This window comes from Mesoflavibacter sp. SCSIO 43206, assembly GCF_019904215.1.
GTDB classification, from domain to species: Bacteria; Bacteroidota; Bacteroidia; order Flavobacteriales; family Flavobacteriaceae; genus Mesoflavibacter; species Mesoflavibacter zeaxanthinifaciens.
In genome coordinates this window covers 1,145,003-1,160,848 of sequence record NZ_CP063201.1, presented here as the reverse complement: position 1 = coordinate 1,160,848, position 15,846 = coordinate 1,145,003, and the positions used below count along the sequence as shown (strand labels likewise).

Genomic DNA, 15,846 nt, shown 5'->3' with positions numbered 1-15,846 from the left:
TTTTTAAAGGAAAGAACAATTCATTTCAACTAAAAAATAACTAATTTTACGTTTTATTATTAAAGCTGATTAATAGCAGTAATCACTTAAAAATAAACCTAATTACATGTCTGAAGAAACAAAATCACTCAATTTTATTGAGCATATTATAGAAGAAGATTTAGCTAATGGATTAGCTAAGGATAAATTACGTTTTCGTTTTCCGCCAGAACCTAATGGCTATTTGCACATTGGTCATACCAAAGCTATTGGTATTAGTTTTGGTTTGGGATTAAAGTACAATGCGCCTGTTAATCTTAGGTTTGACGATACTAACCCAGCAAAAGAAGAGCAAGAATATGTAGATGCGATTAAAAAAGATGTGGCTTGGTTAGGTTACCAATGGGAAAACGAGCTGTATTCTTCAGATTATTTTCAACAATTATACGATTGGGCTGTACAATTAATTAAAGACGGAAAGGCTTATGTAGATAGTCAATCTTCTGAAGCGATGGCAGAACAAAAAGGAACACCAACACAACCTGGTGTAGATGGTCCTTATCGTAACCGATCTGTAGAAGAAAATTTAGACCTTTTTGAACGCATGAAAAATGGCGAATTCAATGAAGGCGATCATATTTTACGTGCAAAAATAGACATGCAACATCCTAATATGTTAATGCGTGATCCTATTATGTATCGTATTTTAAAGAAGCATCATCACCGTACTGGTAACGATTGGTGCATTTACCCAATGTACGATTGGACGCATGGCGAAAGCGATTATATCGAACAAATTTCACACAGTTTATGTTCTTTAGAATTTAAACCGCATAGAGAGCTTTACGATTGGTTTAAAGAGCAAGTTTATGACTATGCTAAGGAAACCTATCCGATGCAGCCAAAACAGCGCGAATTTGCGCGTTTGAATCTGTCTTACACTATTATGAGTAAACGTAAGTTGCTTAAATTGGTAGAAGAGAAGATAGTTTCGGGTTGGGACGATCCGCGTATGCCAACCATTTCTGGGTTACGTCGTAGAGGTTATACACCAAATTCCATTAGACAATTTATAGAAAAAGTTGGTGTTGCAAAGCGTGAAAACGTGATTGATGTTGCGCTTTTAGAATTCTGCGTACGTGAGGATTTAAACAAAACTGCACCACGTGTTATGGCAGTTTTAGATCCTTTAAAAGTGGTCATTACTAATTATCCTGACGATAAAGAAGAATGGTTAGAAGCAGAAAATAACCCAGAAGACGATAGTGCTGGCTTTAGAAAAGTACCTTTTTCAAAAGAAATTTATATTGAAAAAGACGACTTTAAAGAAGAAGCTGGAAGTAAGTTTTTTAGATTGAAATTAGGCGGCGAAGTTCGACTTAAAAATGCGTACATCATTAAAGCTGAAAACGTAGTAAAAGATGCTGAAGGTAATATTACCGAAGTACATTGTATTTACGATACAGATACCTCTAAAAAAGTAAAAGGAACACTACATTGGGTTTCTATAAAACATGCAGTAAAAGCTGAAGTTAGAGAATACGACAGACTGTTTATGGACGAAGCGCCAGACAGTCATGATGGTAAAGATTTTATGGAATTTTTAAATCCAAATTCTTTAAACATCATTAATGCATTTGTAGAACCTAGTTTAAAAGAAGCTAAAGTAGGAGAGCAGTTTCAGTTTCAACGTTTAGGCTATTTTAATGTGGATAACGATTCTAAATTTGACGCTTTAGTATTTAATAAAACCGTTGGTTTACGTGATAGTTGGGCAAAACAAAAACCAAAACAAAACAATCAACAAAAGCAAGCTAACGTAAGACCTGCAATAGAGCAAATAAAATCTTTTGGTAAAAAGTACGATAGAATGCCAGACGATGCTAGAGAAAAAGCAAAAGCACAGATTTTAGAATTAGCAAAATCGGTTTCTTATGAAGATGTAGAGCCACTTTTTAATACTTCTAAAAAGAAAAGTGGTACGCGTATTATCACTATGATTACGCTTGGTGTTTTACTTAAAAATGGCTTAGAAAAAAACGAAGCTATTAATGAGTTTATAAATACAGCATTAGAAGACAAAAACAAGTTGTTAGTAGAAGAAGCGCAACAGTTAGCTTAATATAAAACACAAACTAAAACCCGCTAAGTTTTACTTAGCGGGTTTTTATATATATAAATTTTAACAACCATTTAGTATATAATCTTTTGATTTATAAGTGATTTGAATTATTTTGAATGGATAACTTAAATCAAAAATAAAATGGACGCAATACAAGAATTATTAAGTAAAATTACAGCTAAGACAAGAGAAATAGAAGAAGATTATCCAGAGCTACAAAAGTATTTAGACGAGCAACGTATTACATTACCAAAGGATAATAACGAAACACATATTGATAAACAATCTTTAGAAGATTATCTAAATTCTTTACAAAGTTTGATAGATAATTATGAAAAAGAAAATAAATAAAAAAAGCCTCTTAATAGAGGCTTTTTTTGTGTTTACTATTTTAGATTTTATTCTTCTTCTTTTTTGCGTTTAGCTTCTTTCATAGCTTCACCAATTTGGTTACTTGCGGTAAAACTTGCAACCATTTCGTTTAGCATATTACTACCAGCTTGTGGCGCATTTGGTAATAAGATTAAGTTACTATTAGTTTCTTCACCTAACGATTGAAGCGTATCGTAATGCTGCGTTACAACTATTAATGCAGATGCTTCTTGACTATTAATACCAACACGGTTTAAAACTTCTACAGATTCTTCTAATCCACGTGCAATCTCGCGTCTTTGATCTGCAATACCTTGACCTTGTAAACGTTTACTTTCAGCTTCAGCTTTAGCTTTTTCAACAATTAAAATACGTTGTGCGTCACCTTCATATTGTGCAGCAGTTTTTTCACGTTCTGCAGCGTTAATACGGTTCATTGCAGCTTTTACTTGTGCATCAGGATCTATATCTGTTACAAGAGTTTTAATAATGTCAAATCCATAGTCTAACATCGCGTCGTTTAGCTCAGCTTTCACCGCTAATGCAATATCATCTTTTTTAACAAAAACGTCGTCTAATTTCATCTTAGGTACTTCTGCACGTACCACATCAAATACATAACTTGTAATTTGCTCATGCGGATAATCTAACTTATAAAACGCATCGTACACTTTTTGACTTAATACACGGTATTGTACAGAAACTTTAAGTCTAACAAATACATCGTCTAAAGTTTTAGTTTCTACAATGACATCTAATTGCTGAATTTTTAAGCTTAATCGACCAGCAATTTTATCTATTAAAGGAATTTTTAAGTGAAGACCAGATTGTCTTATACTATGAAATTTACCAAAGCGTTCTATAATTACTGCAGTTTGTTGTTTAACAACAAAAAATGCTGAAATTAAAATGATTAGTCCTAAGACTACAATAGGAATTAAAAAAGGCATAATTAATGGTTTTTGGTTTTACTTTATTGATTACTAATTTAAGTTATATTTGTTCACTAATCTATATTATTAGTAATGAAAAAATTTAAACTTTATCTATTAGTAGCAATTTGTAGTCTATTTGTTACATTTTCTTTTGCACAAAGAAGTTCTTACAACATAAAAAACGGATTTGCTCTTGGTGGTGGATTGACTCAGTTTGATATTATTACTGATAATTTTGAAACTAAAAGTAATACAGGTTGGTTAGCACATATGTCTGCAACGGTAGATATTCCTCATAAATGGTACAATGTAAGTTATGGTATGCAATTATCTGAAAATAAGATGAGTGTTAACGGATTTGCATCTGCTTTAAGCAGTAATTTTGAGCCTATAGATTACAAGATTTTAACCGCTCAAGTTGCTTTTTTAATGCATGCAAAATTAGCTGGACCATATTTAACTTTAGATTTTGGACCAGTTTTACAGTACAATAGTGATTTAGAATTTGATGACGAAGGTCAAGAAGAATGGTTTCTTGCAGAGTTTGATAGCTTACTAGCTAAAGACTTTGTAGACATTACTAATTTTAATGTGAATGGCGCTGTTGGATTAACCGCAGGTTTTGAAAACTTTAAAATAAGAGGACAATATATCTATGGTTTTACTAATATACTTGGTGATTTAAATGATTCTAATGCTTCTAATTTTACTAATAAAAAATTTAAAGGAAATCAAAGCATGTTAACCATAGCTTTATTGATAACGTTTTAAAATTTGTATCAAATAAATTAATAACAAAAAGCCTCTAAATATTAGAGGCTTTTTTGTTTATAGTTGATTAATCTATTGTGAATCATCATAAAATTCGTCAATTCGAGTTGATTTTACGATTGAAAATGAGTAAAATCAGTATCGAGAATAGAATTTTTTAATTCAAACAAGTTCTCGATACAATTTTTCGTTCCTCAAAATCACTCGAACTGACGTTTAGTTAAAAATTGAAATCAAAATGTACAAAGGGTTTGATTAATATTTTAACCTATTTTTTCAATTAAACTATCAATACGTTTAACAGTTTCGTTTTTACCAATCATGTACATGATGTCAAAAACATCTGGTCCTTGTAACGCACCAACTAAGGCTAATCGTAGTGGCATCATCACTTTACCAAAACCAATGTCGTTAGATGTAATCCAACCTTTTACATTGTTTTGAAGTGTTTCTACTTCAAAATTTTCAATGTTATTTATGATAGATTTTACGTCTGTCATTATAGATTTTGTATCGTCTTTAATAGCTTTTTTAAAAGCTTTTTCATCATATTCTGTTGGAGCTTCAAAGAAGAAATTACTTAAATCCCAAAAGTCGTTTACAAATGTTGCACGTTCTTTAATTAACCCAACAACCATTGATATGTAATTAACATCTATGTCTTTTAATGAATCATGATTTTGTTTAAACGCTTCGGCTAAATCATCATTACTTTGTTCTTGCATATAATGGTGATTAAACCATTTTATTTTATCAGGATCAAAACGTGCTCCGGCTTTATTCACTTTAGATAAATCAAACGCTTCTATAAGTTCTTCTAAACTAAATATTTCTTGTTCTGTACCAGGATTCCATCCTAAAAAGGCTAAAAAGTTAACAACAGATTCAGCAAAATAACCATCTTCTTTATAACCTCTGGATACATCACCTTCTGGAGACGTGTATTCTAAAGGAAATACAGGAAACCCTAATTTATCGCCATCACGTTTACTTAATTTTCCTTTTCCTGTTGGTTTTAGGATTAACGGTAAATGAGCAAATTCTGGTGCTTCCCAACCAAACGCATCGTATAATTGGTAATGTAAAGCAAGACTTGGCAGCCATTCTTCACCTCTAATAACGTGCGTAATTTCCATTAAATGGTCATCAACAATATTAGCTAGGTGATAGGTTGGCATTCCGTCTGCTTTAAACAAAACTTTATCATCTAAAATGTTGGTATCAATTTTAATTTCACCACGAATAATATCTTTAAGATGAAGTGTTTGATCTTGTGGACTTTTAAATCTAATTACATAATCTTCACCAGCATCTAATTTAGCTTGCACGTCTTCCGCACTAAGCGATAAAGAATTACTTAATTTTTCTCTGTTATGCCAATTGTAGATAAACGTTTTTCCTTTAGTTTCATGATCTTTTCTATGCGCATCAAGTGCTTCTGCAGTATCAAATGCATAATACGCATGACCACTTTTTATTAATTGATCTGCATATTGTTTGTATAAGTCTTTACGCTCGCTTTGTCTGTACGGACCAAATTTTTCATTTTTATTTGGACCTTCGTCAAAAGGAATATTACACCAATTTAAACTATCTATAATGTATTGTTCTGCGCCTTCTACATAACGGTTTTGGTCTGTATCTTCTATACGTAAGACAAAAGTACCGTTGTGTTTTTTTGCAAATAAATAATTAAATAATGCGGTACGTACACCGCCAATATGTAAAGGTCCTGTAGGACTTGGTGCAAAACGCACTCTAACTTGTTTTGACATTTCTTTTGGTTTGAAAGTGCAAAGATAGAATAGAGTAGAAGAAACACAAAGAACTATTTAAAAACAAGTTTTAAGCGCCTTTAACAGACATAAAAAAATAAAAACTGTATTTTAGTAAGTTAAATAAAAAAATGGCTTTGAATAACTTCAATATCATACAAACCAAATTAGAACAATTTATTAGAAAATATTACACTAATGAGTTGATTAAAGGCGCTATCCTGTTTTTTAGTATTGGCTTGTTATATCTTATTATTACGTTACTTGTTGAATATTTTCTGTGGTTAAATTCTGGTTTACGTACAGTTTTATTTTGGTTGTTTATTGCTGTTGAGGTTGGCTTGTTTATCAAATTTATTGCATTGCCTTTAGCCAAGTTATTTAAACTACAAAAAGGAATTAATTACAAACAAGCATCTGCAATTATTGGTAATCATTTTCCTGAAGTTAATGATAAGTTACTTAATGTACTTCAACTAAAAGAAACTAACGATAATAGCGAATTACTTCTAGCCAGCATCGATCAAAAAGCTGAAGAATTAAGCCCAATTCCTTTCAATTTTGCGATTAATTTTAAACACAACACTAAATATTTAAAATACGCAGTTATCCCAATTGCTATTTTATTATTAAGCTTTATTTTAGGTAAAACTAATTGGTTTACAGATAGTTATAAAAGAGTAGTTAATTATCAAACCGCTTATGAGCCGCCAGCACCTTTCAGTTTTTTTGTTATAAATGAAAGTTTGCAAACTGAAGAAAACAAAACCTTTAGATTATTTGTACAAACCGAAGGAGATGTTGTTCCGGAAGATGCACAAATCAATTTTAACGATCAGTCTTACTTTTTGCAACAACGTCAACCAGGTACTTTTGAGTATGTTTTTGAGCAACCAAAACAAGACATTACTTTTAATTTATCTGCTAATGGTGTTAACTCAAAACCTTATACATTACATGTTGTAGAAGTGCCAACATTGTTAAATTTTCAGATGGTTTTAAACTATCCAAATTACACCAACAAACGTAACGAAGTTTTAAAAGGCATCGGTAATGCAGTTGTACCACAAGGCACACAAATTACTTGGCAACTTAATACCAAATCAACCGATCAAGTAGATTTAATTAGCAAAGATACTTTAGCGTTTACTACAGAAGAAAACGGTGTTTTTAAAGCCTCTAAACGCGTTTATAATAATTTTGACTACAATATTAGCACAAGTAATAAAAACCTAAAAAATTACGAGAATTTAGCGTATAGTATTTCGGTTATTAAAGATCAATATCCAGAACTTAAAATTGAATCTAAAACAGATAGTTTAGACCAACAAACCTTGTATTTTAAAGGTCAAGTAAGTGACGATTATGGTTTATCTAAATTACAATTAGTCTATTATCCTTCAGAAAACGAAACGAATAAAACTGTAAAAAATATACCTATTTCATCTTCTAATTTTGATGAATTTTTAACTGCTTTCCCAAATAATTTAGATATAAAAGATGGTATTCCTTACGAGCTGTATTTTGAAGTTTTTGATAACGATGCGGTAAATAAAAACAAAAGCACAAAAAGTTCTGTGTTTACATACAGAAAACGTACTAAAGACGAAGAAGAACAAAAGCAGCTTAACGAACAAAACGAAACTATAAAAGATTTTAATAAATCTCTTGAAAATTTTGAAAAACAAGAACAACAACTTAAAGAGATTTCAAAAACGCAAAAAGAGAAAGCTCAACTTAATTATAACGATAAGAAGAAACTTCAAAATTTCTTGAAGCGTCAGAAGCAACAAGAAGACATGATGAAGCAATTCAACAAAAAGCTTCAAAATAATTTAGAAGAATTTCAGAAAGATAATCCAAAAGAAGATCCATTTAAAGAAAAGTTACAAGAGCGTTTAAAAGAGAATGAAGAGCAATTAAAAAAAGATGAAAAGCTACTTGAAGAATTAGAGAAACTTAAAGAAAAGTTTCAAAAAGAAGAGTTTACTGAGAAATTAGATAATCTTGCTAAACAAGCTAAAAACCAAAAGCGTAGTATGGAGCAATTATTAGAATTGACCAAACGTTACTACGTATCTAAAAAGATGGAAAAAATTAGTGACGAGCTTGATAAATTAGCCAAAGAACAAGATAAATTAGCTAATCAAGATCCAGAAAAAAACACTAAAGAAAAGCAAGACGAACTAAATAAAAAGTTTGAAGACATCCAGAAACAACTTGAAGACTTAGAAAAAGAAAATGACGATTTAAAATCCCCAATGGATATACCTCGTAATAAAAATACAGAAGAAAACATTAAAGAAGATCAACAAAAAGCAAGTGAAAATTTAGAAAAAAAAGAACAATCTACAGACCAAAAACAAAAGCAGGATAAACAAAATTCTGCAAAGCAAAATCAAAAAAATGCAGCTCAAAAAATGAAACAAATGAGTATGAGTATGCAAATGCAAATGTCTTCAGGTAGTAAAAAACAATTGCAAGAAGATATAGAAATGCTTAGACAAATCATTGATAATTTAGTTGTATTTTCTTTTGATGAAGAAGACTTAATGAACAAGTTTAAAAGTATAGAAGTCAACCATAACGAATATGCTAAGTACTTAAAAAAGCAATACGATTTACGTACACATTTTGAGCACGTAGACGATAGTTTATTTGCAATCTCTTTAAGACAACCACAATTCTCAGAACAAATCAATAAAGAAATTAATGATGTGTATTTTAATATTGATAAAGCGTTAGATCAGTTATCAGAAAATCAATTATATCAAGGTGTATCATCACAACAATATGCATTAACGTCTGCTAATAATCTAGCAAATTTTTTAAGTGCTGCTTTAGATAATATGCAAAACCAAATGGGTATGCCATCTCCAGGTCAAGGAGAAGGCGATATGCCACTTCCAGATATTATAATAAGTCAAGAAGAATTGGCTAAAAAAATGGAAGAAGCAATGAAAAAAGGAGAAAAAGGGAAAGACGGACAACAAGGTCAGCAAGGCGAACAAAAGTCTGGCAAAGATGGAAAAAACGAAGGTGATCAGAAAGGAGATAATGAAGGAAAACAACGTAAAGAAGGAGATAAAGGAAACAAAGGAGAAAAAGGTAAAAACGGTAAAGAAGGCGGTAAAGATGGTGATGGACAAGGACAAGGTGGAAGTCAACAAGGAGAAGGAGACTTTAATGAACAGATGAATGCCGAATTATTTAAAATCTATCAAGAACAGCAATTATTACGTCAACAACTAGAACAGCGTCTAGAAAAAGATGGTTTAAGAGGAAATGGTGACGCCAAAAAACTTTTAAACGATATGGAAGATGTAGAATTAAAATTAATCAACGAAGGGTTTACTAATGAAACTTTAACTAAAATGATGGAACTAAAACATCAATTACTAAAGTTAGAAAACGCCACTTTTCAACAAGGACAAGATTCAAAACGCGAATCTCAAACCAATACCAAAACATTTTCTAATACAACTAACAATCAGATAGACAAAGCAAAACAATATTTTAATACTACCGAAATATTGAATAAACAAAGCTTACCTTTGCAGCAAATTTATAAGCAAAAAGTACAAGAATATTTCAAACAAAAAAATGATTAGTTTTAATTACGAAACCGATTTTAAGCTATTAGATGAAGCTAAAATTTCAAGTTGGATAACAAAAATTATAGCACATCACAACTGCAAAAAAGAAGAGATAAGTTATGTGTTTTGTGATGACGAATATTTACATCGATTAAACGTTCAGTATTTAAATCACGATACCCTAACAGATATTATTAGTTTTGATTATTCAATAGGAAAAACTATATCTGGAGATATTTTTATTTCTGTTGAAAGGGTAGAAGATAATGCTAAAGATTTTGATGTAGATTTTAATACAGAATTACATCGTGTAATCATACACGGTATTTTGCACTATTGTGGTTTTAAAGATAAGACCGAAGATGATGCCAAACTAATGCGAGCTAAAGAGGACGAAGCACTTTTGATATTAAAAGAAATGTCATAGTTTGTTGTATATTTGCACGCCAAATTTAAGTCGAATTTTAAAAACGTTCCACGTGGAACAATCAAAATATTATGTTTAACGAAGTTTACGATGTAATAGTTGTTGGTGCAGGACATGCTGGTAGCGAAGCTGCAGCTGCAGCTGCTAATATGGGTAGTAAAACCTTATTAGTAACTATGAATTTACAAAACATTGCTCAAATGTCTTGTAATCCTGCTATGGGAGGAATTGCAAAAGGACAAATTGTAAGAGAGATAGATGCGCTTGGTGGCTATTCTGGTATTGTTAGTGATACATCTGCAATTCAATTTAAAATGTTGAACAAATCTAAAGGACCTGCAATGTGGAGTCCAAGGGTACAAAGTGATCGTATGCGCTTTGCAGAAGACTGGAGATTGATGTTAGAAAACACACCTAACTTAGATTTCTATCAAGAAATGGTTAGAGGTCTTTTAGTCAATAATGGTAAGGTTGAAGGTGTAGTTACTTCGCTTGGAATTGAAATAAAAGCAAAGTCTGTTGTACTAACTAACGGAACATTTTTAAATGGCTTAATTCATATTGGAGATAAAAATTTTGGTGGAGGAAGAGCAGGAGAAAAAGCAGCAACAGGTATTACAGAACAACTAGTTGATTTAGGTTTTGAATCCGGTAGAATGAAAACCGGAACGCCTCCAAGAGTTGATGGAAGATCTTTAGACTTTTCTAAAATGATTGAACAACCTGGTGATGAAAATCCTGATAAATTTTCTTATTTAGATATCACAAAACCACTAACGCAACAACGTAGTTGTCACCTTGCTTATACAAGCGAAAAAGTGCATGATTTACTTCGCGAAGGTTTTGATCGTTCACCAATGTTTAATGGTCGTATAAAAAGTTTAGGTCCTAGATATTGTCCTTCAATAGAAGATAAAATTAACCGTTTTGCAGATAAAGATAGACATCAATTATTTGTAGAACCTGAAGGTTGGAATACAGTCGAATATTATATAAATGGCTTTTCAACTTCATTACCAGAAGATGTTCAATTTAATGCTTTGCGTTCTGTTGAAGGTTTTGAAAATGTGAAATTTTTTAGACCTGGTTATGCTATAGAATATGATTATTTTCCACCTACACAATTAAAGCATACCTTAGAAACTAAGTTAGTAGAAGGTTTATATTTTGCAGGTCAAATTAACGGAACAACTGGTTATGAAGAAGCAGCATCTCAAGGTTTAATGGCGGGTATAAATGCAGCTTTAAAAGTTCAAGAAAGAGATGAATTTATCTTAAAAAGAGACGAAGCTTATATTGGTGTTTTAATAGACGATCTAATTACAAAAGGTACAAAAGAGCCGTATCGTATGTTTACTTCTCGTGCAGAATATAGAACGTTATTACGTCAAGATAATGCCGATTTAAGATTAACACCAAAAGGATATGAGCTTGGTTTAGCATCTGAAAAACGTTTAAAACGTATGGAAGAAAAACACGAACAAGCAGAAAAGTTTGTAGAGTTTTTTCAAAATACTAGTGTTACTACAGGAGAAATAAATCCGATTTTAGAGTCTAAAAATTCTTCATTAATGAAACAGCAAGATAAGATGTTTAAGATTTTTGCTAGACCAAATATTGATATTGAAGACATGAAAAAAGTCGAGTCTGTTTCAAATTACATAGAAGAACATAATCTAGATAATGAGATTATAGAACAGACCGAAATACAAGTAAAATATTCAGGATATATAGCTAAAGAAAAAAATAATGCAGATAAACTAACGCGTCTAGAAAATATCAGAATACCTGATAATTTTGATTACTCAAAACTTAAATCGATGAGTATGGAAGCAAGAGAAAAATTAAATAAAATTCAACCTGTAACCATATCTCAGGCATCAAGAGTAAGTGGAGTTTCTCCTGCAGATATTTCTGTTTTATTGGTGTATTTAGGACGATAAATTTTAAACGTTCCACGTGGAACGTTTGTTTTTTTAGTTTCAATTCTTCCCTTTTTTTGATTAGATTTTAATTTATGAGTAAAGAACAAACACAATTATATATAAAAGACCATTCCGTTTCTGGTGAAATGTTTCAGTTAAAAAAGAATGAAAAATATGGTTTTTTAGAGACTTTTCCTCAACCAAAAACTAATCAACTTTCAGAATATTATAAAACGGAAGATTACATCTCTCATACAGATTCAAAACGAAATTGGTTTGAAAAAGCATATCATTTAGTTAGACGTTTTTCTTTAAAGCAAAAACTAAAACTAATCAATGGTTTTAAAACCGAAACAAAAACACTTTTAGATGTAGGTTGTGGTACAGGCGATTTTTTAAAAACAGCTAAAGAAAATAATTGGATAGTTTCTGGAATCGAACCAAATGCAGATGCAAGAATAATTGCAAATCATAAAACAGATAATTCAGTTTTTGATATCCACCAATTAAATAATTTTGAAACTAATAGTTTTGATGTTATTACACTTTGGCATGTTTTAGAACATCTTCCAGATTTAGAACATCAAATTTCAATATTAAAAAAACTTTTAAAACCAAATGGTAGGTTAGTGGTTGCAGTACCAAATTATAAAAGTTTTGATGCAAGCTATTATAATCAGTTTTGGGCAGCTTATGATGTGCCAAGACACTTATGGCATTTTGATCAAAATTCAATATCAAAATTATTCGCTTCTATTGATATGGAAATTGAACAAATTAAACCAATGCTATTTGATGCATTTTATGTTAGCTTACTTTCTGAACAATATAAATCTGGACGTAAAAATATTTTTAAAGGTTTTTATAATGGATTACGATCTAATTTAAAAGCAAGACGTACTAGAGAGTATTCTTCGTTAATTTATGTGCTTAAAAACAGTTAAAACTTATTTTAAAAAAGCATAAGATTAAATATTAGTTCAAAACAATAGATAACCTTACCTTTTTTAGAAAGTGTCTTAAATCGCTTTATTTGAAGTTGTTTTTCATAGCTAATGATTATTTTAAAATTCAATTAAAATAGATTTTACTTATTAGTACAATATTTACATAAAATGTGTTTATCACTTTTTAATTTTTATACATTTGCGAAAATTCATTAAAACAAAAATTAAGATGAAAAAAATATTAGCGGTTTTATCTATTGCAATTTTTATTACTTCTTGTCAAAAACAAAAAATAGGATATGTTGACAACGGAAAAGTAATTAACGAAATGCAAGAGAAAGTTGATTTAGAAAAAAAATACGAAACAAAGCTTAATGCTTTTAATGCTAAAAAGGATAGTATAGGGAGAGCTTTTCAAATGGAAGCTCAAAAATTTCAGATGGAAGCTCAAAAAATGAGTCAATCTAAAGCTCAAGCTAAATATGAAGAGCTTGGTCAAAAACAGCAAATGTTGCAACAACAATTTCAAATGGAGCAACAACAAATATCTAAACCTTATCAAGAAGAAATGGATTCTTTAATTACTAAGGTTAAGGATTATGTTAAAGAATACGGTAAAACAAATGGTTTTGATGTTATTTTAGGTACTGTAGAGTCTTCTCCTAGCGTTATGTATGCTAAAGATGAATATGACCTTACAGAAACAATTATAAAAGACTTAGATAATAATTACAAAAAGTAATTAAATATTTATTTATAAAAAAAGCGTTAGACTTCGGTTTAACGCTTTTTTTTATTTATAAACTGTTATTTATCAGTTGTTTTCATAGTTTTAATTATATTTATCGTGCTATTAATCATTTATAAAAGACTATGAGAAAATTGCTAACGCATTTAATCATTTTCTTTACTTTTTTTTATCAACTTAACGCTCAAGTTGCAACTTCATTTAAAACGGAAAAATCGTTTTATGTATATGGAGATGCAATGGTTATTGGTAATAATAGTTTAAGTAAAGAAAAAAATACATCATTTAATGAATCATCAATTGCTAACGATGATATACCAATGACATTTGTAGACGTTGATAATGATGATTCTACATTTAATTCTAGTTCTTCTTATATTCAACTTACTGAAAATCAAAATAATATAGTCTATGCAGCGCTTTATTGGACAGCAACGTATAGTTATATTAAAGGAGAAAGACGGTCTCAAAGCGGACAACATTTCTTCTCTGGAAAAAGACAGAAAAACCGTTCTTTAATAAAAAATATTAAATTAAAACTACCAAACCAGTCTTATCAAACCATAACAGGAACAGTTATATTTGATGGCTATAAAAAAAGCGGTTTTCATCTTAATTCTCCTTACGCTTGTTATGCAGATGTAACTAGTTTATTACAAAATGCCGAAGAAAAAAATGGCGAAATTACAGTTGCAAACATACATGCTACAGAAGGTTTTGTCGCTGGTGGAAGCTCAGCAGGTTGGATGCTTTATATTGTTTATGAAGCACCAACAGAACAACCAAAATACATCACAACATTTAATGGTTTTGCTCATGTTGGTACAGAGCCTGTTGTAATAAATTTAAAAGATTTTAAATCTCCAGAACAAGGAGAAATAAATACAAATCTAACTTTAGCAACTTTAGAAGGTGATGCAGATATAACTGAAGACGAGTGTATTATAGCAAATCCTAATCTTAAAACAGCAATACGATTAAGTACAACAAATAGACAAGAAAAAAACTTTTTTAACAGCAGTATTGATAGTAATATTAAACGTTTTCCGGACAGTAAAAATACTTTAGGCTTTGATATTGCTCGTCTAGAAGTACCAAAAAATAAAGAAATAGTTATAGATAATAATACGGATAATGTAGAATTACTTTTTAATACAAAAGAAGACCGGTTTTATTTGTTTTTTACTGCTTTTGAAACTGAAATTAGCAAAACTTTTTTTAATGAAATTGAAGCAAATTTACCCGAAAAAGCTACGGTTATAAAATCTACTACAAAAGAAGAAGTAAAGCCAAAAGTTGTTGAGGAAAAAATAGAAATTAAAGCAGAAACAAAGATTAAATCAACAGTTGTAAATAATGAAGTTAAAGCCGAAAATGTTGTGCTAAAAAGACCAGAAGTTATTCAAAATAAAACAGCTCAAAATTCTTTAAGTCCAAAAGTGGCTACATCTGGTTACCAGCAACAACAAATAAAGCAAAGCAATGTTATTATTAGTTCTTCAACATATGTAGAAGCCTTAAAGATTAAAGAAAAACCTCTAGAAACCCAACAATTTAAACTTGTCTTAGAAAAAAATGCTGCAGAGATTGATGGTGCTAAAAAGGGATATTACGTTATTACAAAGTTTTTTTCTTCGCCTCAAAATGCTTTTAATTGGCAAAAAGACTTAAAAGAAAAAGGGTATAATAGCGACTTTTTAATAGATGAAAAAAATAAACTTTACTATGTTTATATCTTTCATACAGAAAACTTTTATGATGCTTATATGCAACATAAATCTTATTTAGAACAAAATCTTTTTAAGGATAACTGGGTATTTAAGGTAAATATGACAGACTTTTAATCTATTGCATTAAATACAAAGCAAAAAGAGTAGGAATTAAATAGATAACAATAGTTCTTGCACCGTCATAATCTTTAGCTACACGCTGCCCAAACAATAATAAAAGTAATGTAATAGCGCTTAAAATAGCAGCATAAAACCCTAAAGTAGAGTTATCATTAACTACAAGTTGGTATATACCTAAAACAGCCAAAATCCCTGCAATAACTTCTATTATTAGGATAATAGCAACATTTATTTCTACTATCTTCCCCATAAAAGTTTTAGAAAAATGTTCTTTTAACCAGCCAATATTTCCTTTCCAATCCAAAATTTTATCTAATCCAGATTGTAAAAAAGTGATGGCTAAAAAAAGTAATAAAATTATTTCGGTAATGTGGTCTAAAATAGAAATCATAGTTAATT

Annotated in this window: 12 protein-coding genes; 9 read left to right on the top strand and 3 right to left on the bottom strand. The window is 30.4% G+C overall.

Annotated elements, in window-relative coordinates:
- Positions 1-106: 106 nt before the first annotated feature.
- Positions 107-2,101 carry a glutamine--tRNA ligase/YqeY domain fusion protein gene (locus INR78_RS05515; protein ID WP_223077812.1) on the top strand — a complete coding sequence of 665 codons (1,995 nt, stop codon included), beginning with the start codon at positions 107-109 and terminating at the stop codon, positions 2,099-2,101.
- 141 nt (positions 2,102-2,242) lie between these two features.
- Entirely contained in the window at positions 2,243-2,452 is a 210-nt protein-coding gene (locus INR78_RS05510; RefSeq protein ID WP_027879344.1) for a hypothetical protein, read from the top strand.
- 47 nt (positions 2,453-2,499) lie between these two features.
- On the opposite strand, the gene INR78_RS05505 is transcribed toward INR78_RS05510, so the two are convergent.
- Positions 2,500-3,423 carry an SPFH domain-containing protein gene (locus INR78_RS05505; RefSeq protein ID WP_027879343.1) on the bottom strand — a complete coding sequence of 308 codons (924 nt, stop codon included), beginning with the start codon at positions 3,421-3,423 and terminating at the stop codon, positions 2,500-2,502.
- A gap of 75 nt (positions 3,424-3,498) precedes the next feature.
- On the opposite strand from INR78_RS05505, the gene INR78_RS05500 reads away from it, so the two are divergent.
- The gene (locus INR78_RS05500; protein ID WP_223077811.1) at positions 3,499-4,179 is read left to right on the top strand and encodes a hypothetical protein; all 681 of its coding nucleotides are present in this window, start codon (positions 3,499-3,501) and stop codon (positions 4,177-4,179) included.
- A gap of 263 nt (positions 4,180-4,442) precedes the next feature.
- Here the strand turns inward: INR78_RS05500 and gltX are convergent, their stop codons facing one another.
- The gene (gltX, locus tag INR78_RS05495) at positions 4,443-5,954 is read right to left on the bottom strand and encodes a glutamate--tRNA ligase (RefSeq protein WP_223077810.1); all 1,512 of its coding nucleotides are present in this window, start codon (positions 5,952-5,954) and stop codon (positions 4,443-4,445) included.
- A 131-nt stretch (positions 5,955-6,085) separates the two neighbouring features.
- Here gltX and INR78_RS05490 point away from each other — a divergent pair, with 131 nt between their 5' ends.
- From INR78_RS05490 to INR78_RS05465, 6 genes are all read left to right on the top strand, one after another.
- On the top strand, positions 6,086-9,565 hold the full coding sequence (locus tag INR78_RS05490) for a DUF4175 family protein (RefSeq protein ID WP_255593128.1): 3,480 nt from the start codon (positions 6,086-6,088) through the stop codon (positions 9,563-9,565).
- A complete protein-coding gene (gene ybeY, locus INR78_RS05485) occupies positions 9,558-9,977 on the top strand; it encodes an rRNA maturation RNase YbeY (protein ID WP_223077809.1) in 420 nt (139 codons plus the stop codon). The genes INR78_RS05490 and ybeY overlap by 8 nt, the downstream gene beginning before the upstream one ends.
- Positions 9,978-10,048: 71 nt before the next feature.
- Entirely contained in the window at positions 10,049-11,920 is a 1,872-nt protein-coding gene (gene mnmG / locus INR78_RS05480) for a tRNA uridine-5-carboxymethylaminomethyl(34) synthesis enzyme MnmG (RefSeq protein WP_223077808.1), read from the top strand.
- Positions 11,921-11,994: 74 nt separating this feature from the next.
- Positions 11,995-12,846, top strand: coding sequence for a bifunctional 2-polyprenyl-6-hydroxyphenol methylase/3-demethylubiquinol 3-O-methyltransferase UbiG (locus INR78_RS05475; protein WP_223077807.1), 852 nt, complete (start codon positions 11,995-11,997; stop codon positions 12,844-12,846).
- 232 nt (positions 12,847-13,078) lie between these two features.
- Positions 13,079-13,591, top strand: coding sequence for an OmpH family outer membrane protein (locus tag INR78_RS05470; RefSeq protein WP_223077806.1), 513 nt, complete (start codon positions 13,079-13,081; stop codon positions 13,589-13,591).
- Positions 13,592-13,722: 131 nt separating this feature from the next.
- Positions 13,723-15,441: a hypothetical protein gene (locus INR78_RS05465; RefSeq protein WP_223077805.1), complete on the top strand. Its 1,719-nt coding sequence runs from the start codon at positions 13,723-13,725 to the stop codon at positions 15,439-15,441.
- Position 15,442: 1 nt separating this feature from the next.
- Here INR78_RS05465 and INR78_RS05460 read toward each other — a convergent pair whose 3' ends face one another.
- Entirely contained in the window at positions 15,443-15,838 is a 396-nt protein-coding gene (locus tag INR78_RS05460) for a DoxX family membrane protein (protein WP_223077804.1), read from the bottom strand.
- Positions 15,839-15,846: the final 8 nt, after the last annotated feature.

Bases quoted from the DNA above. Each gene is read 5' to 3' on its own strand.
- INR78_RS05510 (WP_027879344.1), top strand. From the start codon at position 2,243: ATGGACGCAATACAAGAATTATTAAGTAAAATTACAGCTAAGACAAGA.
- INR78_RS05465 (WP_223077805.1), top strand. From the start codon at position 13,723: ATGAGAAAATTGCTAACGCATTTAATCATTTTCTTTACTTTTTTTTAT.
- mnmG (WP_223077808.1), top strand. From the start codon at position 10,049: ATGTTTAACGAAGTTTACGATGTAATAGTTGTTGGTGCAGGACATGCT.
- INR78_RS05475 (WP_223077807.1), top strand. From the start codon at position 11,995: ATGAGTAAAGAACAAACACAATTATATATAAAAGACCATTCCGTTTCT.
- gltX (WP_223077810.1), bottom strand. From the start codon at position 5,954: ATGTCAAAACAAGTTAGAGTGCGTTTTGCACCAAGTCCTACAGGACCT.
- ybeY (WP_223077809.1), top strand. From the start codon at position 9,558: ATGATTAGTTTTAATTACGAAACCGATTTTAAGCTATTAGATGAAGCT.
- INR78_RS05515 (WP_223077812.1), top strand. From the start codon at position 107: ATGTCTGAAGAAACAAAATCACTCAATTTTATTGAGCATATTATAGAA.
- INR78_RS05505 (WP_027879343.1), bottom strand. From the start codon at position 3,423: ATGCCTTTTTTAATTCCTATTGTAGTCTTAGGACTAATCATTTTAATT.
- INR78_RS05490 (WP_255593128.1), top strand. From the start codon at position 6,086: ATGGCTTTGAATAACTTCAATATCATACAAACCAAATTAGAACAATTT.
- INR78_RS05500 (WP_223077811.1), top strand. From the start codon at position 3,499: ATGAAAAAATTTAAACTTTATCTATTAGTAGCAATTTGTAGTCTATTT.
- INR78_RS05460 (WP_223077804.1), bottom strand. From the start codon at position 15,838: ATGATTTCTATTTTAGACCACATTACCGAAATAATTTTATTACTTTTT.
- INR78_RS05470 (WP_223077806.1), top strand. From the start codon at position 13,079: ATGAAAAAAATATTAGCGGTTTTATCTATTGCAATTTTTATTACTTCT.